The sequence below is a fragment of the Fodinibius halophilus genome, assembly GCF_011059105.1.
Lineage (GTDB): Bacteria > Bacteroidota > Rhodothermia > Balneolales > Balneolaceae > Fodinibius > Fodinibius halophilus.
The window spans coordinates 1-24,032 of the sequence record NZ_JAALLS010000033.1 but is presented as its reverse complement, the minus strand read 5'-3'; the positions used below and the strand labels follow the sequence as shown (position 1 = coordinate 24,032).

Sequence of the window (24,032 nt, the reverse complement as noted above, 5' to 3'; positions counted from 1 at the left end):
TTAACTCACTGTCCATTTTTTTGTAGCAATTCCAGAACCTTGTTTCACATAGTTATTTGGGAACTAACGATTCCTAACTACATAAGAGAATAGGCACTAATTGCAATTTGCAACTAGTGTCTATTTAATATTAAAATGGCAAAAACAAACGCTCTTAACCATGAGTCAATACTTGTCCAAATCTCCTTCGCTTTTTGTAACAATAATGTTGGGGTTTATCCTTTTGCAGGCATGTAAAAATGGAGAGCAATCATCAGATTTTACGGATCCATTTGAGGCAGAAATAAAGGAGGCCTTTTCAAAGCAACAAATAGTATCCCAAGATACTATTGCCAATTCTGAAGAAGAGCCTACCTGGATTACTACAACGCCTAATAATGAGTATCTAGTTGTTTTGGATAGAGGTACATATACAGTCCAGCTATTTAACAGAACCGGCACCAAAGAGCTTGCTAAGGCAGGAGGAAAAGGGCGCGGACCCGGTGAGTTTATTTCAGTTCTTGATCTTCATGCAGGAGATGATATGGCGGTATATGTGGTGGATCTAAAACTTAGCAGAGTTACGAAATTTGATGTGTATAATGATTCCTTGTCCTATGCTACTACATATATGGTAAAGCCAGCGAAAAATCTCAGCTTGCATGAAATTTATGTGACCAAATATGGAAGGTTTGGGGTTTTTCAGCGAATGGACGATTATGAAACCTGGGAACAAAGTTTCCATCTTTACCGATTAGATGAAAACTTTCAACCGGTAGAACATCTGTTGGAAATGCCGGGTAATGAAAAGGTAAAAATAGAGGACTACTTTTATATGGATGCTCTTATAGGAGATAAGACATTTTGGGACCTCCAGGAGGAGTGGTTTTACTATATCAGATCAAATAACCCGACAGTGTCACTTTACAATGTTAGAACAGGAGAACAACAAAGGAGAACGTTTTTTGAACTCAAGGAGCGAATGAATACCGAAGCTACCAAAGAGGTATTCCAAAGGATTTTTGATAAGAATATAAAATTTTTTCCTGAAAGAGGGGCTAAGATCGAAGAGAGTACAACCATCCCGATGTTTCATAGTTTCGCTGTCGGTAAGAAATATATTTATTTTGAAGTATTTCCTATTGAGTTTAAAAAACATACTATTATTAGGGTAAACAAAGAGACTGGTGAGGTGCGTTATTTTACTATTTCCGAGCTGTCTCGTTTTGCTCCTGCTAACGATACTCTTTATACCATTCAGAGTAATAATGATCATCGTAAACAAATATTGAATGTGATTAAACTACAACCGTAATGGCTCATGTTTAATAGTAGGAATCAGCCAAGATGGTTTTTCCGAATTATGACCGGCAGTTGAATCCCACCGATGGGATGCAGGGACGCGCAGAGATTATTACCCAGGATATGCGATTTATCGAACGCATTTATAACAATCTCACGAAAGAACTTCGTTAAGAGTGGCTTATAAAAGCTATGCAGGTTTATCTGTACCTGCTCACTGTAAAAACAGATATCATATAAATAATAAATAACTATTTATTCATTATGGAACTAGCAAGAACATTAAGTCGTGGTGAAATGAAAAATGTAAAGGCAGGTAGAATGAGTACTAATTGTGTTATTTGCTGGAATGAGGGGGCAAATGATGCAATAATAATCGATATGTCTTATAATGGAAATAATCCAAACAATATTTGTAGAAGAAATGGTCCCTATTCAAGAGGATCATGGGGAGAATGTTAACAAATAAATCCCTGAGGGAGATCCTCCTCAGGGATTACTAATAATAAAGGGAGCTGTGTTGGATAAAGTATTATTCTTTTTGGGTGCTATACTAGTAGTTGTTAGCTGTTCATCAGATTTGAAGTCGGTTTATCAATTGCCAGAAGAAGCCCGTCATTTGTCAAACCTTAAACAATATTCACCGGAGACCGAGCCGGTAATGGATATTTTCTTGGATAGGGAACGTTTGTTTAGAAGTAGCGAGGAGGTTTTGATTGGAAAGATGGTGGATCTTGCCGTTGATAAGAGGGAGCGGTTATTTATCGCAGATTCCCGCAAACATACCATTCATGTTTTAGATTTGACTAAAAGCTTTATAACAAGCATGGGTCGAGAAGGCGGTGGGCCGGGTGAATTCCAGCTGGTTGGAAATCTCCGAACAATTGATAGTTTACTGTTTTCATATGATGGTTTACAACGACGGATTAATATTTTCAGGCTTGATTCTCTGAAGCTCGCAGAGACTATTAACCTGAATCGTATCGATCTAAACAGTTTTCCGGGGCTATCTGGCTATCACCCAGCTTCGGTAAGGTTTTTGAAAAAAGATCGATACTTAATTGGGTTTGAGACAATCTTACAGCCTAATCCTTCAGTTTCAGGATTTAATATGAACAATTTTTTTACTGTTTACTATAAAGTTAACGATGATGTTCGGATTATTTCTGACAAAATTATGGAGCAAGAAGCATATCGAGCTCTTACAGCCCGAGCAGGTGGTGAGTGGAGAAGTACGCAGTTCCTATTTCTTGGTAAACCTTTACTAGCTGTCTCCAAAGATCAGGAAGTATATACTGCCAGAACCACCGAATTTTTAATAAAGGTGAGAGATTCCAATGGGAAGTATCAGAGAGCTATTTATTATCCAGTTAAAAAACAGTCTTTTAACCGTGAAGAGGCGCTTCGCAGACAGAAAGATAAGTATCCAGAAGTCTATGGTTATCGATCCAGTGTCATTCGAAATGCACCGGATGAGCAAATTCCAGAGTATTGGCCGGTGTTGGACGATATGTTAATCGATGATCAAAAAAGGCTTTGGGTATCAACCGTTACGGAAGATCCTAATAAGCTGCGATGGTGGGTATTGGATAAAAAGGGTAAGCTGTTGGCACGGTTTATTTGGCCGAAAAGGAGACAAATAGAAACCATAAAAAATGGTAAAGTTTATGCTCGGATAACAAAGGAAAATGGAGTTAGTCATATTGTACGATATAATATGACTATGAAATAAGACTTTTTAGTAGGAAATATTTCATTTGTACGTATGTGATCGGCTTTTTCTTGATATTGACCGATACTCTACCAAAAATGTTTTAACAGTATGATTTTCCCCAAAACCGGCCTATACAATTATCCTTTATAATGAAAAGATACAAAAGTTTTTGTGTAAATCGCCAAGAATACGGATGTGCAGGGTCGGCAAAGGTCATCCTTAGGATATGCGATTTATCGAGCGCATTTATAACAACCTCACCAAAGAACTTCGTTAAGAGTGGCTTGCAAAAGCCAAACTAGTTTCTCTGTACCTGCTCATTTTTTTTAAAACAGATATCAGATAAACCGTAAATAAACATTTATTTGTCATGGAACTAGCAAAAACACTCAGTCGAGAAGAGATGAAAAGTATAAAAGCAGGATATGTACAAGAATCTTGTACCGATGTTTGCAATAGTATAGCTCAGGCATGTTTTGCAGCCGCAGGATATAGCGGACCTTTGACTTCTGTTTGTAGACGACAATTAAAATGCTGCCAATCTCAATGTCCTGGTTTGTCAACTTGTTAATAGTAATTTTTCAATCAGGCCTGTACATTTACGTACAGGCCTATTACTATATCCTATATGAAGAATCATATTTTCGAATCATTTTTAATGTTGACCTTTTTATTGAATGGTTTAGCATGCACTAACCAAAATAATTCGAATGTCCCAGCTGCATACACAACCAAACTACAATCCGAGCTTTCTCATATAAAGGTTACAACAGATACGCTTTTTGTTGATGACTCTGTATTAGAACCGCGAAGAATTCGCAAGCTACCACAATCAAATCGTTTTGTACTGTTTGATGAGGCCACGAACATGATATCATTAATAGACAGGCAGGGGAATATACTGTCTGAGGCAGGAGGAGAAGGGAGAGGGCCGGGAGAGTTTCAGCAAGTTGTACAGCTGCATATTGGAAGCGATGGCCGTATTTATTGTCTTGATATGCTGCAGTTCCGTATTACTATATTTGAGGTACGGGATAGGCAGCTAGAATATATAAAATCGATTTCATACAAGAATCCCCAAACCCATTCTTTGCAAAGTATTTATGTTACAGACTTCGGGAGGTTTGGACTATATAACAAAAGTAAAGGATTTCAATCATCGGAGAATAGCTTTGTGTTATATCGGTTAGATGAAAATTTTAGTCCTACCCAAAAATTGTTGCAACTGCCGGGGAATCAACGAGAAAAGGTCATCAATGGTGATATGAGTTTATTTGTGCCAAACATTTTTTTAAATAGAACCTTCTGGGATGTAGATGGGGAGTGGTTCTGTTACATGCAGACAAAAGGTGCAACTGTTAGAAAATATCACCTGCGGACGGGCAAACAAAAGAAGGTGTCATTGCATCAACTTCCAGAGCGTCCCAAAACTGCCTCCTATCTGAAAGATATTAAAGAGCGATTTAAATTTCTGGCAAATGATGAGATATGGTCGGTAACAACAGAGATAGAGCAGATACCACTGTTTTCCGGCTTCTGGGTAGAGAACGGTATTATTTTATTGCGGATGTTTTATCCTGCCCAAAAAGATGGAATGATTATTTATTTTGACCAAACCACAACCGATGTGAGATATTTGTCGATTCCTCACCATTTGACACAGTTACAGGGAGGCAAGAAAGTGATTTATGGTATCGATATCGGGGATAAGAAATCTAGTCAATTATTGCGTTTATCAGTTGATACTAACATAACAGGCAGCGATAACTAGAGCCATATGTTTTTCAAGTTCTACCGATTGTTCAAATATAATATAGCAGTATTTAAAATGAGTATGATATTGGGGTAATGAAAGCTACTGTAACAACTATTGGCTAACAGTCGCATTTGTCGAGATGGGGATCAATTTTCAATTGAGTAGTTCTAAAAGATGATTCTATAGTGGTTACTTTTTTGATTTAATATTGAGGATGGATGAAGTTTATTAATAACTTCTAATGTAACAAAACCCCTTGTTGGTGGTCTTGATATTAAGAGTGTCAAATATAAGGTTCTGGCTATTTCAAAAATGAGGAGCTGTTATGCGAAAAGAAGATCAAGAGATTCAACAAGTATCAAAAAGCTATAAAGAAAACCTGGCTGCAAATACTCTTGATGGTCCGCCTATTATTAAACGGGTTATGGAGTGTATTCATGAACATCTGTTTTGTCGTCAATTGGCTGTACGGTGGCTGAGAGATTATTGTAACGTAAATGGATCAGACTTCTCCGGGAAGTTTAAATTTTATGTTGGCAAGTCTCCCCAACAGTATTGGTTGGGGCATCGAGTGCGGTTAGCCAAGGAGTTACTTGCTAAAGAGGAATTGGCAGAGGTCTCTATTTTGAGTATTGCTTTATCGGTGGGATTTAACAGTCATTCTGCTTTTTCGATGATCTTTAAAAAGCATATGGGATGCTCACCGTCAGAATACCGGGTGAAAATGCTGCAACAAAATGAAAAGAAATCTTAAGAGATTTTTTAAAGGAATAATTTAAACTGAAATTAATAATCTAAAACAGGGAGTAATTTCTCGTTTTTAAATAGTTTAAGAATGAGAGCTTCTTTTCTGATAGTATTTTTTCTAAGCACTTTTTTTGCTCTGTCTTTTGGGCAGGGTATTCAGCTAGATATAGAGACAAAACTACCAGTTTCAGAGAAGTTTTATTTTGGACACGTATCTGATGCCTCAGTTTTACCGAATGGAAGTATAATAGTGTTAGACAGTCAAAAGAATCAGCTTTTGAAATTCAACTCCAGCGGGATACTACAGGACACGGTAGCCAGAGAAGGGAAAGGTCCCGGAGAGCTTTCGGGTCCGCTAGATTTAGCAACAGGCCCCTCAGGAAAAATAGCCGTGTTTGATATTAAAAATGTGCGAATAACATTTTGGGACGCAAAAGGAAATTATATCCAAGATTATGCCGAGAATGGAGGTTGGGGAGCATCACTGGATTGGAATAACAAAGGAGAGCTGGTGTTTCGTCGTCATCCATTTCAACCGGATGAAAACGGGAATAGAGTTATTTCTTTTACGGGTGTTGACACTAATAATGGAGAAAAAACAAAGGAAGGGGTCATTCCATTGACCTCCCAGTTCGACAGTCAATATACCTGTGTATTTTGCAGGTGGACATTGACAAATGAGAGCACCATCATTACGGCATTAAATGATACCAAGTACGAGTTTTATGAACTTACCATAGACGGAAAAAAAGTTCGGTCATGGAGGAGAAAAGGAATGGAACCCGTCCGATATTCCGAAAGAGAACTAGAGCAGATAAAACAGAAGAGAAAAGAATCTCCAATTCAGGTTTCCAAAGATAAACCTTTACCCACATATAAAGATTGGTTCAAGAGCTTTGAGATCGATTCAAAGAATCGAATTTGGGTACAGGTTGCCACAAAAGACGGACAGTCGGCTTTTGATATTTTTGACATGTCAGGTGCATTTCTACAACGAATAACAATTGACCGGGAAATACTGATGCTAGAATTAAAAAGAGGATTAGTATTGGCTCGAACAGACGAACCGACTCAGCCTTCCCAAGTTCTTATTTATAGGTTCTATGATTATAATTAGCCGAACAGAGAAATCATCTCCCTGCCGGCCGAGAATGAAAAAATACAAGCCCGTATCCCGTGTATCAATTAAACCTAACGGTGTTATTTTCTAACAATTGCTTTGTTCATATAGGGACACTCATCTTCTCCGGGAAAGTCAAAATATTGGAGCAGAATGTATAGACGTTAATAAATTCTAATGTAACAAATGCCGCCCGTGTGACTCTTGAATATCTACCATCAGGATAAAAGAAACAATTGAAAAGAGATTATTATGGCCGACCGTTTTGAGCGCATCAATGAAGTATTGGAAACGTACCGTCTGGCACTGCCTGAAGCTCCCTCTAATGCCCCCCCCCAGGTATGCAGAGCGTGCAGGTATATCAAAGAAATGCTATTCGATCCAGAATTAACAGTACAGAAATTGAAGGAAGATTGTAATATAAATGGTAACAACTTTTCGGGGATATTTAAATATTACATGGGGAAACCTCCACAACAATATATTGTGTTACACCGCTTGCAAGCGGCTCCGAAGGTGTTAAGAACGGTCAACCGTGACAGATATACGTTACTGGAATTGGCATATGAGACAGGTTTTAGTGGGCATTCTGCCTTCACTAGGTCGTTTAAAAGAGTAATGGAAGAAACACCGTCAGCGTATCAGGCACTTAAAAATGTGAAAGGAAATGTTAAGTAATTTTGTAAAGCATCTTTTGTTGATTCAGGCTACAATAGTAACGTTCTGTTAATTTAAATCAACAAGAGGTTTATTATGAGTTATCTAAAAGGAAAAACAACGCATCTAGTTTTAGCATCTGTGTTTTGTGTGTCACTATTTTTTGTGCCAACGCAACAAGGTGATGCTAATGCATGTTCATTTAAATCGGTGTTGATCAAATGTAATAAGACGGCAACTAAAAATTATGAAGATGGACATTATAGTCTAGAACTTTATTATGAGTTCCAAACTATGTGTATAGGAGCTGCATTAAGCTGTGTTGAATAATAATACCATAGGAGATCTAATAAATGATTATTCTAACTTTTTTATTATTGTTCGGATCCAGTTTGGGCTCACCTAGTGAGCCTGAACTGGATCACATTATTATGCATGGGGATAATTTTTTTGCCTATGCAAAAAACAGGCATGAAGTTATCAAAATAAACAAAGAGGGAGAGATTACCGCTCGTACAGGTCGACGGGGTAAAGGGCCAGGGGAGTTTGCCGGGGGACCTGTCAAGATGACTTTTGTTGGTGATACCCTCTATGTGTTTGATGGACTCAATAAAAGTTTAACCTCATTCAATGAAGAACTCGATTTGATAGAAACCCGTTATCTTAAGAAGCAACTTATGGATCTGCTATCTTTTGAGGGGAACTTATATACTGTAACTATGAGAGTACCTCAAAAATACGTGACCAGGAGCGAAATATAAGGCAAATTCGAGCTGCTATGACGCATAGCGATTTTGAGATAGCATCAATTACAGGATCAAATAAGTTAGGGGCATTTAAGCCTGAGATGTCAACGGTGCCTATCTATCCTAGTTTTAAAGTACGGTCATCAACAGAGTTGTTTTCAATCTACCTCCCTTATCAAAATAACTTATGGGTTTACGCTGACGGGGCGTTACAGCAACTATCACTTCCCCCGGCGTTTGAACCAATTGTATTAGGCAAAAAAATGGATTTTAAATCGCCTCGCATGAAGCTTTTGTACAAAGACCATCCTTATGTGCCAACATATCGATTAATTAAGAATATATTATTATCTGAAGATAATGTACTCATTTTACAAATACAGTCTTATAAAAAAGGAGAACAGGTAGTTTTTTGGGATATAGAGAAGGAAAAAATAACAAAAACAATCACCTCACCTCCGGGCAAACTAATCGGACGTGATTCAACGTTCTATTATTTTTACCACGATAATGCCATAAAAAAATATACCGCAAAAGAAATGGAGAAATGCTCGAACCAACAGTTCACCTTTTATATTTCTTCGTTTGAAGAGCAGTGCCAAAGTTGCAAAACGTCTTTCTTAAATATCTATGATTGGGTGCGTCTGCACAATATTCCGTACCGTTTTTCGGTCGAGGATCCCAATTGGTTCAGTTCGGCTGACAAAGAGGATTTTCGTGAGGTGGTCGATTATATGACTCAGTGGAACGTCTGGGGCGCAGTACGTTTCGAAGATGACTGCGACGACTGTTTCGAAAGTGGTATCTCCGTGCGGGTGGGCAAGCAAGGAGAAATCATCTCCCTGCCGGCGGAGATTGAAAAGATACAATCCCGGATACCGTGTGTGGAATAAAAAATAATAATGGAAACTGTTTTAACGGTATTAAGTAACAAATTGAAGTTTCTCTTCCTATGTATAGAGAGAGAACAAGGGTGGCAAAAAAGGCAGGGGCTGAAGATTCGTGCTATTGATGGATTAGGGGATAATTATTGTAGGGACACAAGGCCTTGTTTAAAAACCAATGATATTTCTCAGTACGTTTGAAATGAATTTTAACAGACTTGAGAGAGGATCGCCCATCCCGCCCCTTCGATCTGCCTCGGGACCGTAAAAAAAGGAGAAGAAATTGTTAACAACTTCTAATGTAACAAATGGGCTCCATACTACTCTTGTAATATTGGGCGGCTCTTTTTAAGAAATGGAGCTCGTCTTTAGGCCTTGGCTATTTATCCATTGCAGTAGAGAGTAATGCGGGATAGCGTTTTGTTTTAAAGATCAAATTGGCAAATCGTTGATTAAACTCGTAATGGTATGTTCGTCTCACCAAAGATCGATCATATTTTAAATAAAAATGTTTTCGGGAATTTATCCTGAAAACTTCCACAGAGTATTCAGGTGATCAACGATGTATCACCTGATTCACTCTATGGTTTTTATTATGGAAGTGTTTAACAATAATCGCATTTAGGAATTATAATGTATTTTTAAGTAAGGTTTGTGTCGGTTTTATCTATTTCTTGACATTTTGCTGTAGTCCAATATTTTACGACCATGTTATCAAGACTATTTCATAGGCGCTACTTTATTTCACTCAGCTATCTGTTGGTAGTGGTAATCGGTATTATTGCGTGGCAGAATATCTCTCTGGAGATGTCGCCTGACTTAAGCCTACCTTCAATTACCGTAGACTACAGCTGGGGCAGTACCTCACCGGAAGTGATGGAGAAAGAGGTTACCAGGCAGGTAGAACAGGCTGCCAACAGGTTACGGGATGTTGAACGTATTGAATCTATTTCCCGAGAGGGGCGGGCAAATATAACAATAACATTTAATCGTAATGCCCCCATTGAATATCGCAAGGTGGAGCTGCAGGAATACCTGTTTGCCCTGCAAGAGAAATTGCCCCCTAATGTGTTACAGCCTTCGATCAGTCGGCGCGTGCCCGAAGAGCTGCAAGATATGCAGACATTTATTGTTTATTCCGTGAGTGGTGATCGCCCTGTACGTCAACTCTTGGAGTTCGTTCGGCAAAAAATACGTCTGCCTTTATTGGGGATTGAGGGAATTGCAGATATAGAAATTAATGGCGCTCGTGACCCTGCGCTAATAGTAGAGTTTGATACCGACCTGTTGGAACGGTATAGCATCAGTTCGAATCAAGTGTTGAGTAGCATTCGTAAAAAATTACAGTGGCGTTCTTCCGGTTATATTGAGTCGTCCGGCCGGCGTATCAGCATGTTGATAGAACCTCAGTTTGATAAAATAGAAGCCATTCGAGACCTGCGCCTGAGGTTGCCGAATACTGAGCGAACGGTTAAGTTATCATCCGTAGCTGATGTAAATATCAGGGATTATCCCGCCAAACGCTTAAAGCGGATAAACGGGAGCCCGGCGCTGAGTATGAGTTTTGTCAAAGAAAGTGGAGCTGATGCTATAGGGGTGGCCGAAGAGATTCGCAGGCGAATGGATCAAATTTCTAATGAGATTGCCTCGGGAATGACTATTCAACTGGAGCAAGATGCCACGGAACAACTGCGTGATCAGTTTGGAAACCTGCAATACCAGGCGGTCATTAGTTTATTGGTGGTATTCTGTATTTTGTTGGTATTTATCCGCCGGTTTCGTGCTCCTTTTGTGATTTTGGGGAGCATCCTGTTTTCATTGCTGATGAGTGTGGGGATGCTCTACTTTATAGGGTATACGCTCAATATTATTACCCTTGCAGGGCTTACGGTTTCTTTGGGGATGATCATCGATAATGCTGTGGTAGTTTTTGAACAGGTAAATCCCGGTTTGCCTGATGATCGAGAGGAACGCTTGGCTCATATCCAACAGCAGCTACCCCGCGCGCTGGTGCCGGTATTGGGCAGTACCTTTACCACTGTGGGCATTTTTATTCCCCTCTTTTTTGCAATGGAAGAGCTGCAGCTTTTCCTGGTACCGTTGGCAGTAGCCCTTTCTTTAACCCTGATCTCTTCTGTTCTTATTGCATTGAGCTGGATTCCATATGCGCTGGTTTGGTTCGTTCCCGCCCAGTCACAACAAAAAACAAACGGCTGGCACCGGATTAAGAACGGGGTATTTAATAAGATAAGGCGCTCTTTATTGGGGTTGTTTGTGTGGCGTCACCGCTTGCGGTGGGTGTTTTATTTGGGATTGCTAATTGCGATAGGTATCCCTCTTTTTGCCATTGAAACACCGGACTGGGAAAAAGAGACGGCCTGGCCCGAGTTTACCCAGGTTTATTTTGATAACCGCGGGGATATCGATCCCTGGGTAGGGGGTATCAGTTACCAATTCTTTAATGAAACTTATTTTGGAAGTCCCTGGGGCGGTCGCGATCGGCAACAGCGTATCTATGTAAGCATCCGAACCCCGCAGGGAACGCCACTGGAAGAGATCGATAAAATGGCGCGTAACTATGAAAAGATCATTAAGCCGTACGAAGAAGCCTTTTCATTTTATGAAACCTCCATCTCGGAATACAGCGGGGCACGTCTGGTATTTTATATCAAGGATGAGTATCTCAGGCGTGCTGAACCGTACCAATTTTATGCGGAAGCAATGTTTTTAGCTGCAAGAACGGGCAATTCTGCAATTTCGGTAAGTGGACTGGGGGATGGTATCAGTACTGGTTTTGGCGGGGGATCTTCTATGCATAGAATTTCACTTACCGGCTATTCCTATGATGAGCTTTTGCAGCTGGCCCAAGATCTCCGCGGCCGGCTTAAAAAGAACCGTCGGGTTAAAGAGGTCGATATCCATGGGACCGGAGGCTGGCGAAACAGGGATGACCTTTATCAATACTATCTACAGTTAAATGACCAACAGCTGGCACTCCATGGATTAAACCGGCGCGATGTCTTAAAAGCAATTTCTCTGGATGCGAATCCCACAAATACTATCGGTAAGGTTGAGTTGGGGGGACAAAAAATGTCGCTGATCAGCCGAAACAAGAACCAACAAAATAGCGCCAGTCAATTAATGCAAGAGAAACGTATCTCTTCCACCGACAGCACGGTCTTTGCGCTAGCAGAGGTGGCCGAGCTGGGGCGGGAGAAAAGTCAGTCGATGATTCGCCGCGAAGACCAGTCGTATCGGCGTGTAGTAGGTGTAGACTTTCTTGGTCCTTACCGCCTGGGGCGCGATTATATTGAAGGAGTACTGGAAAAGACACCAGTACCTGTAGGTATGAATATGGAGTTCGGAAGGGGAAGTTTCTTTTCTTTTGGTCAGGATGACAAAACCCAAAACCTATTACTCTTATTGGCGCTTACTATCTTGAGTGTATGGATGATTGTTTCGGCCTTGCTGGAGTCCTGGAAAGATCCGTTAGTCGTTATTTTGGCCGTTCCTTTAAGCCTGTTGGGAGTGATGCTGGGAACGCTCTATCATGACTTGGCTTTCGACCGGGGAGCAATTGCCGGCACCTTGCTATGTGTAGGGGTTGTGGTTAATAATGCTATCCTGTTGATGCATGAAAAACAGTATTGTCGTTCGCTGGGCATTCACGGACTTCGCAGCTGGCTGTATGTCTACAAGCATAAAATGCGGGCGGTATTAATTACTACGTTAACAACCATAGGTGGATTGCTGCCGCTTATCTTTATGGATGGCAGTGAGTTTTGGCAGCGATTGGCTACCGTGGTTGTATGGGGACTGAGCAGTAGTACTTTGCTTATTTTACTGTTAATGGGACTCTGGGAGAAAGGACTAAACCATCAATCAAAAAGGTTAGAAAGTTCATGAAATACTGCATATATCTAATTTTAGGAATATTCATTTTGGGACTCGTTTCTTGTCAACAAAAGTCAGCTGAACAGACGCCCCAGCAATTTGTACAAAGCCTGCCGCAGGAGCATCCCAAAGAGATAAATCGATTTCAACAGGCAGGAGATGTGTATTTTTCTCATTTAGGATATGGTAGTATCCCACTAGATAATGGAACTGCCTTACTTGCTTTACGGAAACCTTCTATGCTATTGGTGGTTGATGAAAAGGGAGCCGTGATTCGACAGGTCGCACGCCAGGGGAAGGGACCGGGAGAGGTAATAGATCCCCTTTATATTGTAAGGGGAAATGAAGGTCACACTTTAGTGTACGATCAGATCAAACAAAAGATTTTGCATTTTGATAAGCAATTGGACTTTATTGAAGAGATCACACCTCAGCCGAAAGAGCAGATGAGTGTTAGCGAAGTTTATCCAACGACCAAGGAGGGAAAATTTATTATTCGGGCCAGTTCAAGACGGATTTGGGTTGACAAAGAAGCGTCTCCTAAACTTTTCTTAAGTTCATATACTACGGAAGGCAGATATGGTACGACGGTCACCATGAAAGCGCGTCCCATTGCCCGACAAATTATGCATGGAAAAGTGGTAGGCGGTCGGTATGTGCCTTACGCCGAGTCACAGCAAATAGTCGTTCATCCTCAGACACAACAGTTGTATACCTATTGGACGGGTTCCGGAAAGATAGCAGAACTGTCTTCTGATCTTGATACGTTAAGAACCATCCCGGTTTCGCTGCCATCACAGCGATTAAGCGATACAACCTATGATTCACTGGAATCTGAAATCCGGTCCAAACAGTGGGAGACGCTTAAAGAGAAGTTGCCTGAGATGAAAGTACCGGTGGAAAAAATGAAGATCGATCACAAAGGACGATTTTGGCTAAAACTAAACTACCGGGGAAATACCCAAATGTGGGCTGTAATGGATGAAGAGGGTACGTTCAAAAAGATCGTTCACTTGCCTTGGGGCAGTATGCTTACCCATATCTCCAAACACCATCTGGGGGTGCGCCTGGATGATATAACTTTTGCCCTGTATGAAGCTGTAGAATAAGTATAAGGTTTAAGGTTTAGGGAGGGGGAGAAAAGGTCCCTCTATGAAACAAGCTCAAAGGGAGTTGTACTCCTGTTTTTAGTGATGCCAAGTAGACTACCTATCTGATAGAAAACATCAAAATTATAAAATGTTTTAATATTCTCAGTTATTTGTAACAATAAGGGGGGGGGGTAATTCTCTTTGTTAGTAGAAAGGAACTTATAACCTAGTATAATTACTTTTCAAATGTCACAGAGAGAAATAAAAACAGAAAGAGCGTCTACTTCTTCACAATTACCTATAGAGCAGGCCATAAATATATTGAAACGAGACGTTTTGAGTATAGTAACTGTTACAAGTTGGGCCCAAAAGATGGGATATGAAGATTCAAAGCTTTTTTCAGATCATTTTCGCCGAGAATTCGGCCGGCGTCCCCAGCCAGTGTTGTTGGCATATCGTACCCGTAAAACCATTCACTTGTTAAGACAAAATGAGCTTTCAAATTACAGAATTGCCCGCCGTCTAAAATTTCGCAACGAGAAGGGATTGTATCAATTCGTTAAAAATAAAACCGGATATGCCCCAACAACAATTGCTAATCTTTCAGAAAAAAAACTTCAGTCTCTAATACAAAAATTAGATAAATATATTATAGAATAAAATTAGGGAACGAAAATGGTTGGGACCTTTAAACATGCCTTTTATAATTAAACAGAAATAATAAACAGTAAGGCTATGAAGTTAGAAGCAGTTTATAATATTGATACTGATAAAATATGTTATTTGTTGAGAAAAGGAATCGGTGGTCTGTTTATACTTTCTGCTTCAATTAAAGTATTAGCAGCAGATTATATGATTGATCTCATCTTTACTCTAATGCCGACAGGATGGATCGGATGGATGAGCGAAGGACTTTTGTTAACTGGATTATTAGTTTTAATTACAGTTGAGATATTGCTGGGAATATTACTTTTGCGGGGTATCTGGCTAGCTATGGTTTTATCAGCGACTATTCTTTTTTTTACGTTGATGATTTTTTTGAATGGATACCAGTGGTGGTCAAATGCTTCTGATTGTGGTTGTTTGGGAGGGTGGATTTCCATATCTCCGGAAGTCACCACCGTCAAAACATTTGTACTGCTAGTAATGACTGTATATTTGAAATTTATGAATCAGGGATTTGGCAGATTTAATAATCTGTCTACTAACCAATAATAGTCAATTAATAATAGTCAAAAAAGAGGTATTTGTTATGGAGATAAAAAATAAATTAATGGTACTCATAGCTTCTTTAGTTCTTGTATTTGGTTTTATTTATACACCAACTTCAAGCGTTGAGGCTAGAGCTAGCTTGGACATTTGTTATTTGAATTATCCAGATATGCCAGATCCATGTACTCAAGCTCCAGTAAATTGTTATTGTGACGTAATAGTTACACCGGAGAAAGAATAACTTTTCAGTATAAATTGTACCATTCTACAGGTTATTACGAGTCTATCCTGTAGAATGGTCATTTAAATTCACAGAAAATGCGTGTATTTTTCATATGTAGTTTTGTATTTATGGTTTTCGGTTGTGGTAATAGAGCTGACCAAAGCGAAACCTATAGTGTTAGTACAGTTAACAAGCAATCTTTGGAGCTCAATCATATATACAGTTTTCCTTTGGAAAACTCATCTGATGCTACTGTTCTTGCCAATCCATATCCCTCAGTAAGGTTAAGTAATGACGGTAATCGGATTGCTATAAAAGATATGTTACAAGATCATATCGTGCTTTATGACAGTCTCGGTAATCATTTGGCAACTATAGGTAAACAGGGAAAGGGGCCCCGTGAATTTGTAGAAATTACAAGCTGGAATTTTGACGAAAATAAGAATCTACTGGTTTTCGATGCACCTCAGAAACTGGTAAAGATTTTTAATTCAAATGGTAAATTGAAAAAATCGAGTAAAGTTTTTACTGAGGATCAATTATTGGGGTTTGGTATTAGTTTCTACGCTCATGACAGCTTGATTTACATGGGCATTCTTGAGGCCCAGTATAGTAATTTGGAGAATGCTGAATATTCAAAATTAATTGCTTTGAATAATTATGAGGGGGAGTTACAAAAAACAATAGGTAAATATGATCCTTATGTAAGTCAGGCAACGATGTATACGTCCCAACCTGTTTTTGATATTGACTTCAAACGGGATAAAATTTATTCAACCCAAATGAACAGTTATCGCGTACAAGTGTATGATCTTAAGGACCATAATAGGATGGCCTATTTTGGCTATAAAAGTGATCACTTCATTGAATCCGAAGAAAAGATATCCCCCTTCCATCAAAAATCAAAAAGAAGAGAGATGGGGCTTAATCAGAGTTATACTAATGGGATCTATATTACCAGTCGTTATATCTTGATTTATTTCAGAAATTTGACAGAAGATTGGTATCAATCTCGTTCTCCCCAAGATAAAAAACATTTTATTTCTGTCTATGACAGGTATAATTATAATTTCATTGGTGAAATTAGTTTACCCTATAGTTTACAGGCAGTACACAAAGATAGGCTTTATCTAGTTGAAAATAATAATCCAGATAACTATACCATTGGCATATATAAAATACAAACTGCTCATTAGTCTGCTTTCAATCTGTTTTATTTATAGCTGCAATACAGATAAGGAAACTATTGATAATAAATTCTATGATACCAAGTCTCAAACTTGGAAAAATTACCTTACTAGCATTGGTATGGATGCAAATTTAAACGGGGCAGTTTTCTTATTTGTGCAGAGTAGTAGTTGTGCTCCCTGTTTAAAAGAATTGAGGTGGTGGGATGATAATTTTAATAAAGGGAATGTTTATTTAATCGTAATTGAGCAATTTGCTTCGACTTACAACTCCTTTCTCAGGATCAATGATCTTTCTTTAGCAGCTCATCAAGATTCAACTGCATTAGCTTTTGAAAAAGAGCTAATACCTTTTGTACCAGTTAAACTATATTTTAATAATAAAGCTCAAGTTGTATCTATAGAAAGAATAGGATCAGAGGGTAATTTAAGTTCTTTTCTGAAGAAGGTTGATATGGAATAAAAACCTGAATTTGCAACGTTTTAGGAGTATGTTTGGATTCAATAACTTTTGCTCTTTTTGAGCCTGTGGAGTAAGTGACAAGCTCAAAAGGAAGTTATACTCCCGTTTTCATATAAGCAGAACATCAATTTATTAGAGAGCTTCGCAAAACTCGATATGTCATCCTGAACCATGTACTGAGTTTATCAGCCGAAGCTTTAGCATAGGTTGGCTTGTCGAAGTATCTTGTCTTTTTTAGGATCTCGGTTTTAAGATTAATAGCAGGATATGAAATTCTGAAAGAGAAACTACGCCGGATTCAGTATCATCGTAGGAATTAGTTTTGCCAAGCCCCTTATTATTTGATCTCGAAACTATATCGCTTGCCTGATAAATATTATTTTGAGGCTATTGTAGATGGCAAAATTCCACGTAAGTTAATTCCTTTCACTGGTATGAGTCTTATCGAATCATTCTTATATTAGATCACGATTGTAATGTAGAGGCTACAGTTACAACTCTACTTTTATTGCGCAGTAACAGTGATTTAATAACGTGATTTAGAAAGTATTTATGACCAACAAGGTGAACGAACAAACAGGGGCAGAAGAGATCCGGTGGGACCTTTCTGATCTCTACGAATCTATTGATGATCCCGCACTGCAGAACGATAAAAAGAAAGTATTAGAGCTGGCTGATTCTTTTATTGATGATTACAAAGGACAGATAGCCAACCTTGAGGCCAAAGGATTAAAAAAAGCGTTACAAGAGTATGAACAGCTGTTAGAAATAATTAGCAAAATTGGTTCATATGCTCACCTGATCTGGTCTACCGATACCAACAACCCTGAATATGGAAAGCTGATGCAGGAAGCTAAAGAGCTTTCCTCAGAGGTTCAGCAAAAACTGGTATTCTTTGATGTAGAATGGCTGGATATAGATGATGAGCGGGCACAGGCACTCATTGATAGTGAAGAGTTGGAACACTACCAGCATTACCTGGAAACGTCTCGACGATATAAGCCCCACATCCTCAGTGAAAAAGAAGAGCAGGTGCTCTCTGCAAAGAAGGTGACCGGAAGCAGTGCCTGGAATCGCTATTTTGATGAGACCATGGGAGCGGCGCGATTTGAACTGGACGGTGAAACGCTTACTCAGCAAGAAGTGCTAAGTAAACTGCATGAACCGGATCGCGAGTTACGAGAGAAAGCACATGCCTCGCTGACCAACACTTTTAAAGAACACAGCCGTACGCTCACCTTCATTTTTAATACACTACTGGCCGACAAACATACCGATGACAAGCTGCGCAATTACGACAGCTGGATATCCTCGCGCAATCTTTCCAATGAGATCGATGATGAAACCGTTGATATCTTAGTTAATTCGGTAACGGATAACTACAGTATTGTACATCGATTCTATGATTTAAAGCGTGAACTGTTGGGCTATGATGAGCTCTATGATTATGATCGGTATGCACCACTCCTAAAAAATGAGAAAGAGATTGAGTGGGATGAAGCACGCGAAATGGTGTTGGACTCCTATTCCGATTTTCATTCCGATATGGGTACCGTAGCCGGGGAGTTTTTTGAACACAACTGGATTGATGCCGCAATGAAGCCGGGCAAGCGCGGAGGGGCTTATTCGGCAAGTACCGTCCCATCAGTACATCCGTATGTATTTATGAATTATGATGGGAAGATAAGAGATGTTCAGACTCTGGCCCATGAGTTGGGGCATGGCGTTCACCAGTTTTTATCTCGCGGACAGGGGATGCTACAGGCCAGTACGCCACTTACTACGGCCGAAACAGCCTCTGTGTTTGGTGAGATGTTGGTCTTTCAACGGCTGATGAGTAAGCTCGACGATCCCAAAGAAAAGCTGGCACTGCTTATTGGTAAAATTGATGACAGCATTGCTACCGTATTCCGTCAGGTTTCGATGAATAGGTTTGAACATGCGATGCATATCCATCGGCGCGAGCAAGGTGAGCTTACTACCGATGACTTTTCACGACTTTGGCGCGAAACGCAAGAAGATATTTATGGCGATGCCGTAACGCTCACCGAGGGCTATGATATCTGGTGGAGTTATATTCCGCACTTCCTGCATACCCCGGGCTATGTGTATGCCTATGCTTTTGGAGAGCTCTTGGTATTGGCACTGTATGATGAGTATACTCGTTCAAAGGATGGTTTTTCCGAAAAGTATATGGATATGCTTCGGGCCGGAGGATCAGACTGGCCGGAAAATATTGTCGGGAAGATGGGACTCGACATTACAGATCCGGACTTTTGGAATAATGGTCTGAATGCGATAGAGCGGATGGTTGAGCAAGCAGAAGAATTAGCTAACAAGATAAATAATTAGGGATGGATAATTACGCAACGGCACGCCAAAAGGATCGGTCGAATGCAGAAATAATGGGACGAAAACGTCAGGAGAAAGCACTCCGAGAGTTTAAGCAGGTTTTGGAAGACCTAATGTTTCTGTTACGCAGTGCCTCCGAGATGGAAACGGCCTATATGTATTGGGTGAACCGCTCGCGTGAGCAATTTGTAATGGAAACGAAATCCACGGTGCTTAATAATGTGATGTTTAAAGATCGCATTAGCTTTGAGAATCATTTTTTAGATCAATTCAAAGACCTGGATGAGCCGACAGCCATTGAGATTGGACAAGACCTGCCGGCCGAAATGTTTTCGCACTATTACAATGAGGTACCGGTTCGGTATGTAACGCTGCTACCATTTGTCAATAATGGGGAAACGGTGGCTATTACCGTTCTCGAATCGACAGATCATATCTTTACCGAGAATAAGAGTGATGTGATCTACTCATATATCAATGCGCTACGCAACGTGTTGAATACCTATCTTGAGATTAGTGACCTGTATGAGCAGCAAGATGAATGGATCGATTACGAAGATCTCCTTTCAAATATCCAAACCCGATGCCACCGAGCCGAAATGGTGAGGCGATTACTTAACACAATCCAGACGTTTTTACATGATGGGGGAGTATCGTTCATTACTCGCGGTATGGACAGCTGGTGTAATGTAATGAATGCTGATGAAGCGAAATATGCGCCTCCAATCGGTATGCAGATGGAAGAACGGTCCCTGGCCTATGAGGCTGCCGAGCAGGGCGAAGCTGAATTCGCAATCCATTTTAACAATAATCCCAAGCGATTGTCTCCCCGTGAACTCCATTCCGAGGGAGCCTCGATGGCTATTCCATTGATGATGAAAGATCGCCGACAGGGGGTAGTGCTTGTATATGATAAGAATCCTCTGATCTTCAAAGAATCTACCAAGCATAAGCTCATTAACTTGGTTCGTATTGCCGCATTACAGATGCAGGCGAATGATCCTAAGATGGATCTGGATGATTCTGTTTTCACGAATGAATATGGTGCATTTCTACCAGATCTTTGGGAGAAAACAGTGAATGCGGAGTTACACAGGCTTACCAATAATTCTCATAAGTATCATTCTTGGTTTGGATTGGTAACAATTTCAAACGTGCCCGAACTGCGCACAAAATTGCGTCTGGAGCAGCTTAGTCAAATGCAGAGCGATCTTATTTCGGCATTTAATCCCAGCCAATTTGGATATCCCGGGATATTGGGATATAACTCAGATTACGTGTATACCTTTTTTATTCAAAATAAGGATGAACAAACAGTAAAAGACTGGACAGCAGCATTGAAAAAGAAGTTTTCGGAATCATTTGAGCTTAAAAATGGTATACATATTGAAACCGGTATTAAAGCAGGGTATGTTCGTATTGATGGCAATTATGACGATTCATACCAGTTGTTGTCTAATGCAAAGTCAGCGCTTTCACAGGCATTGAAATCCAATAAAAATGAGGCGATATAATTTATGGGAAACTGCTATGTGGTTGTAATTGACGGACTCGGCGTGGGAGCCCAGGAAGATGCCGATGAATATGGCGATGAAAACGAAAATACACTGGGTCATCTTTGCGAACAAACAGGTTGTAAGCTGCCCAATTTGCAGCGGATGGGATTGGGAAATGTTATTCCGCTTAAATCTGTCCCCAGAGAGTCAGATCCGCTTTGTGCCTATGGTAAAATGCGTGAGGTTTCGGCCGGAAAAGATTCCACCACCGGGCACTGGGAATTAGCCGGTGTTCAGCTCAATCGTCCGTTTCCTACCTATCCCGATGGGTTTCCCAATGAAGTTATACAGCAGTTTCGTGAAGGGATTGGCCAAGATGAGGTCTTGGTAAATAAGCCATATTCCGGTACAGAAGTAATCGCCGATTATGGGGAAGAGCATCTTGAGACGGGTTATCCTATCGTGTATACCTCGGCCGACAGTGTTTTTCAGGTTGCAGCACACGTAGATGTGACCCCGGTTGATACCTTGTATGAATGGTGTGAGTTCGCCAGGAACGAAATTTTACAGGATGAACATGGTGTTGGACGGGTAATTGCCCGACCATTTGAAGGGAAGCCGGGGAGTTTTGAGCGTCTTTCAGATCAGCGTCATGATTTTTCTTTGACCCCGCCCGATTATAATATTGTGAATAGATTAAAGCAGGAAGGAGTCAAGACTTATTCTATTGGTAAAGTAGTAGATCTCTTTGGGGGCAACGGATTTACGCAATTTCGACGGACAAAAAGTAATGCCGAAGGAATTTCACAGCTATTAAGTTTAATGTCGGCAGCATCCGACAGTTTCGTATTTGTGAACCTTATAGATACCGACCAAAAGTATGGGCATCGGTTGGATCCGGCCGGTTATGCCGAGTGCCTGCAAGAGATCGACCGGGCCATTCCTGCTATTGTCAGTAAACTGGATGAAGATGATATACTGATTATTACGGGAGATCATGGTAACGATCCAACATCCGAAAGCACTGATCACAGTAGGGAATTTGTACCGGTATTGCTGTTTCCGGCTTCGAAAGGAGAGGGCGTTAACTTGGGCACGCGAAGTACGTTTAGTGATGTGGCATCTACCGCTGCCGACTTTTTTGAGGTCGAGGCTCAATACCCCGGAACGTCGCTCATTACATAAAAATTGAGGTTAGTGGGTTAACGTATTTTTTCTTATTATTTTACTGAATTGTGTTTAACGCGGAAAGTAAATTTTATTCATCAGAGGTATGGAAGAGGATATCTCAAGAGAGAAACTACGCAAATCAATCAATTGCTATCTCAAAGCTTTATTAAAATTAAGTCAACGGGAAAGTGAAGTTATTGAACTTATAGCTAGAGGGTATTCCACTTCAAGGATAGCTGATGAGTTAAATTTGAGTGTAAGAACCATTGAAAATCATCGCTATCGTATCTGTAAAAAATTAAAACTCAAGGGAAGAGGAGCGTTAAATAAATGGGTAAAAGAGATAAGGCCAAGTAGATTTAATAGTACTCAAAATAATGAGTAGATCATAAAATTGCGGGGGGGGGCAATTTTTGTTAATATAACACAAGCATTAGAAAAATATGCTGGAGCATGAAATATATTCTACAACAACTAAAAACCAAGTGAGGAATTTTTATGGAAAATTTAATCGATTTAAAAAGGAAAGCAAAAATTGTAAAGTTTTCGGTTACATTTATCACCCTTATATTTTTGGGGATGGCTATACCTGAGGTACAGGCTAGATTATGTGACTATCTTGTGGGTGGTACTTTCCAGGGGGGGAAATCAGTTATTGTTATACTGATAGTTGGTCTGTTGACGCTGGTGCTGGCGGCAAGTATGGGAGTATAGGAGGGAGTTTTACGAGAACTCGGAAGTATTGTGTGTATGAAGGAACAAAAGGAAATAATGGTATTGATTACAGTGGTCAAAGAACTATTTCTTATGCAAAGGCAAATAGATGTTAGAGAGTTTTGAAAATTGGTATGGCACCCTGAGCCGTCGGTTCAGGATCTTATCATGTTTTGGGGGGCGCAACGCCCCCCAACTTAATCACAGTAAATAAAATTACTATGAAGAAAATCAGTTATCTTATTTATTTTTTGATCACCATTATATTGTTCTGTCAGTGTCAAACAACAGAGTATAGAGAACCAGTAAATACATTTCATCAGGGAGATAGAGTAATAAAAGGATCTGTAAATTTTTTAGCTGATACTACACAATTTACATCTTTTTTGATTGAAAACTCTCTATCCACACGAGACCTGGATGATATTGCAGTTGATGATAAATCTGCACTTCTTTTGTTTAGTTCCGGGCACTTGGTGCGACTAAATAATAACGGCTCTCCCAAAATGCTTATAGATGCACAGGGCAGAGGTCCGGGAGAATTTTTATTTCCTAATGTGATAAAGGTACGTAACGGCAAAATATTTATCTTAGATTTCGAGCAAAGCAAAATTGCGAAGTTTGATTTACTAGGAAATCATCTCTCAGATATCAGGCTTCGGTTAGGATTGGCTAATGATTTTGAAATACTGCCCGACAGTAGTATTGTTATTCTAAATGATGTGCCGCAAAGATATGAAGGCAACTTGTTTATAGTTTTTAATCAGAATGGAAAGAAAATTGATGCTTTTGGGAATAACAAGATTCTGCAACCTATCTTAAATAAAACAGATCACATTCCATTCTTTTCTATGAACTTGTTTCAATCTAAGAATATAATTTTAACTTCAGGGCTGACTGGGAAATCATTTCTATTCAGTTTGCGTAAGAAAGAAAAGTTAAGTGAGTTTTCTATTCAACAAGGGCCAGAATGGGAAAAAATGCAGGAAGATGAGAAAATTATGCAGAAAACCTCAAACTTAGGGAAAAGTTTTACTGAAAAAGTCAGGGATATCAACTATCTGCAAAATGGTACTATCATAAAATCGTGGGGAGGCCCCTTCAAAGGGAAGAAGACAGTTGGTATGATGTTTAATAAAAGAGGTCATTTTGCGGGTCGTATATTTGGCAATACGTGGCTCCAACATCCGCCAAATTCGTTAGCTGTTGAAAATGATTCTACAATTTGGGTGTACAGTCAAGGGGATGAACTGCTCTCAAGAGTTACTTTTTAAGCAATTATTAGTAGTTAAATCTGAGTTCAAGTAGTAAATGCAACATGAAAG

The 24,032-nt window shown here is 39.8% G+C and carries 24 protein-coding genes; all 24 read left to right on the top strand.

The window, feature by feature from the left end; all coding sequences use genetic code 11:
* The first annotated feature begins 160 nt into the window (after nucleotides 1-160).
* The 24 genes from G3569_RS17215 (at nucleotide 161) to G3569_RS17105 (ending at nucleotide 23,981) form a co-directional block, all read left to right on the top strand.
* A complete protein-coding gene (locus G3569_RS17215) occupies nucleotides 161-1,294 on the top strand; it encodes a hypothetical protein (RefSeq protein WP_165271330.1) in 1,134 nt (377 codons plus the stop codon).
* 32 nt (nucleotides 1,295-1,326) lie between these two features.
* A complete protein-coding gene (locus G3569_RS18865) occupies nucleotides 1,327-1,455 on the top strand; it encodes a hypothetical protein (protein WP_276611369.1) in 129 nt (42 codons plus the stop codon).
* Between the two features lie 90 nt (nucleotides 1,456-1,545).
* A complete protein-coding gene (locus G3569_RS17210; RefSeq protein WP_165271329.1) occupies nucleotides 1,546-1,743 on the top strand; it encodes a hypothetical protein in 198 nt (65 codons plus the stop codon).
* Between the two features lie 58 nt (nucleotides 1,744-1,801).
* A complete protein-coding gene (locus G3569_RS17205) occupies nucleotides 1,802-3,013 on the top strand; it encodes a 6-bladed beta-propeller (RefSeq protein WP_165271328.1) in 1,212 nt (403 codons plus the stop codon).
* Between the two features lie 610 nt (nucleotides 3,014-3,623).
* Nucleotides 3,624-4,766 carry a 6-bladed beta-propeller gene (locus G3569_RS17200; RefSeq protein ID WP_165271327.1) on the top strand — a complete coding sequence of 381 codons (1,143 nt, stop codon included), beginning with the start codon at nucleotides 3,624-3,626 and terminating at the stop codon, nucleotides 4,764-4,766.
* Between the two features lie 310 nt (nucleotides 4,767-5,076).
* Nucleotides 5,077-5,505 carry a helix-turn-helix domain-containing protein gene (locus G3569_RS17195; RefSeq protein WP_165271326.1) on the top strand — a complete coding sequence of 143 codons (429 nt, stop codon included), beginning with the start codon at nucleotides 5,077-5,079 and terminating at the stop codon, nucleotides 5,503-5,505.
* Between the two features lie 81 nt (nucleotides 5,506-5,586).
* Nucleotides 5,587-6,615 (top strand): 6-bladed beta-propeller, encoded by a 1,029-nt coding sequence (locus G3569_RS17190; protein ID WP_165271325.1) that lies wholly within the window; start codon nucleotides 5,587-5,589, stop codon nucleotides 6,613-6,615.
* Nucleotides 6,616-6,870: 255 nt separating this feature from the next.
* Nucleotides 6,871-7,296, top strand: a complete 426-nt coding sequence (locus G3569_RS17185) for a helix-turn-helix domain-containing protein (RefSeq protein WP_165271324.1) — start codon at nucleotides 6,871-6,873, stop codon at nucleotides 7,294-7,296.
* Nucleotides 7,297-7,371: 75 nt separating this feature from the next.
* Complete coding sequence (locus tag G3569_RS17180) at nucleotides 7,372-7,605, top strand: hypothetical protein (RefSeq protein ID WP_165271323.1); 234 nt, start codon at nucleotides 7,372-7,374, stop codon at nucleotides 7,603-7,605.
* A gap of 23 nt (nucleotides 7,606-7,628) precedes the next feature.
* Nucleotides 7,629-8,036 (top strand): NHL repeat-containing protein, encoded by a 408-nt coding sequence (locus tag G3569_RS17175; protein WP_165271322.1) that lies wholly within the window; start codon nucleotides 7,629-7,631, stop codon nucleotides 8,034-8,036.
* Nucleotides 8,037-8,053: 17 nt separating this feature from the next.
* Entirely contained in the window at nucleotides 8,054-8,914 is an 861-nt protein-coding gene (locus G3569_RS17170) for an acetate and sugar kinases/Hsc70/actin family protein (protein WP_165271321.1), read from the top strand.
* A 699-nt stretch (nucleotides 8,915-9,613) separates the two neighbouring features.
* Nucleotides 9,614-12,811, top strand: coding sequence for an efflux RND transporter permease subunit (locus tag G3569_RS17165; protein ID WP_165271320.1), 3,198 nt, complete (start codon nucleotides 9,614-9,616; stop codon nucleotides 12,809-12,811).
* 35 nt (nucleotides 12,812-12,846) lie between these two features.
* Complete coding sequence (locus G3569_RS17160; protein ID WP_205720268.1) at nucleotides 12,847-13,908, top strand: 6-bladed beta-propeller; 1,062 nt, start codon at nucleotides 12,847-12,849, stop codon at nucleotides 13,906-13,908.
* Nucleotides 13,909-14,136: 228 nt separating this feature from the next.
* A complete protein-coding gene (locus tag G3569_RS17155) occupies nucleotides 14,137-14,550 on the top strand; it encodes a helix-turn-helix domain-containing protein (protein ID WP_205720267.1) in 414 nt (137 codons plus the stop codon).
* 75 nt (nucleotides 14,551-14,625) lie between these two features.
* Nucleotides 14,626-15,105 (top strand): MauE/DoxX family redox-associated membrane protein, encoded by a 480-nt coding sequence (locus tag G3569_RS17150; protein ID WP_165271317.1) that lies wholly within the window; start codon nucleotides 14,626-14,628, stop codon nucleotides 15,103-15,105.
* A 37-nt stretch (nucleotides 15,106-15,142) separates the two neighbouring features.
* The gene (locus tag G3569_RS17145; protein WP_165271316.1) at nucleotides 15,143-15,343 is read left to right on the top strand and encodes a hypothetical protein; all 201 of its coding nucleotides are present in this window, start codon (nucleotides 15,143-15,145) and stop codon (nucleotides 15,341-15,343) included.
* A 77-nt stretch (nucleotides 15,344-15,420) separates the two neighbouring features.
* A complete protein-coding gene (locus tag G3569_RS17140) occupies nucleotides 15,421-16,521 on the top strand; it encodes a 6-bladed beta-propeller (RefSeq protein WP_165271315.1) in 1,101 nt (366 codons plus the stop codon).
* Nucleotides 16,490-16,975, top strand: coding sequence for a hypothetical protein (locus tag G3569_RS17135; protein WP_165271314.1), 486 nt, complete (start codon nucleotides 16,490-16,492; stop codon nucleotides 16,973-16,975). Before G3569_RS17140 ends, G3569_RS17135 begins: the two co-directional genes overlap by 32 nt.
* Nucleotides 16,976-17,527: 552 nt before the next feature.
* On the top strand, nucleotides 17,528-19,327 hold the full coding sequence (locus tag G3569_RS17130) for a M3 family oligoendopeptidase (protein WP_165271313.1): 1,800 nt from the start codon (nucleotides 17,528-17,530) through the stop codon (nucleotides 19,325-19,327).
* Nucleotides 19,328-19,329: 2 nt separating this feature from the next.
* Nucleotides 19,330-20,841, top strand: coding sequence for a GAF domain-containing protein (locus G3569_RS17125; protein WP_165271312.1), 1,512 nt, complete (start codon nucleotides 19,330-19,332; stop codon nucleotides 20,839-20,841).
* Between the two features lie 3 nt (nucleotides 20,842-20,844).
* Nucleotides 20,845-22,008 carry a phosphopentomutase gene (locus tag G3569_RS17120; RefSeq protein ID WP_165271311.1) on the top strand — a complete coding sequence of 388 codons (1,164 nt, stop codon included), beginning with the start codon at nucleotides 20,845-20,847 and terminating at the stop codon, nucleotides 22,006-22,008.
* A gap of 88 nt (nucleotides 22,009-22,096) precedes the next feature.
* Nucleotides 22,097-22,378 (top strand): response regulator transcription factor, encoded by a 282-nt coding sequence (locus G3569_RS17115; RefSeq protein ID WP_165271310.1) that lies wholly within the window; start codon nucleotides 22,097-22,099, stop codon nucleotides 22,376-22,378.
* 113 nt (nucleotides 22,379-22,491) lie between these two features.
* On the top strand, nucleotides 22,492-22,707 hold the full coding sequence (locus G3569_RS17110; protein ID WP_165271309.1) for a hypothetical protein: 216 nt from the start codon (nucleotides 22,492-22,494) through the stop codon (nucleotides 22,705-22,707).
* A gap of 221 nt (nucleotides 22,708-22,928) precedes the next feature.
* On the top strand, nucleotides 22,929-23,981 hold the full coding sequence (locus tag G3569_RS17105; protein WP_165271308.1) for a 6-bladed beta-propeller: 1,053 nt from the start codon (nucleotides 22,929-22,931) through the stop codon (nucleotides 23,979-23,981).
* Nucleotides 23,982-24,032: the final 51 nt, after the last annotated feature.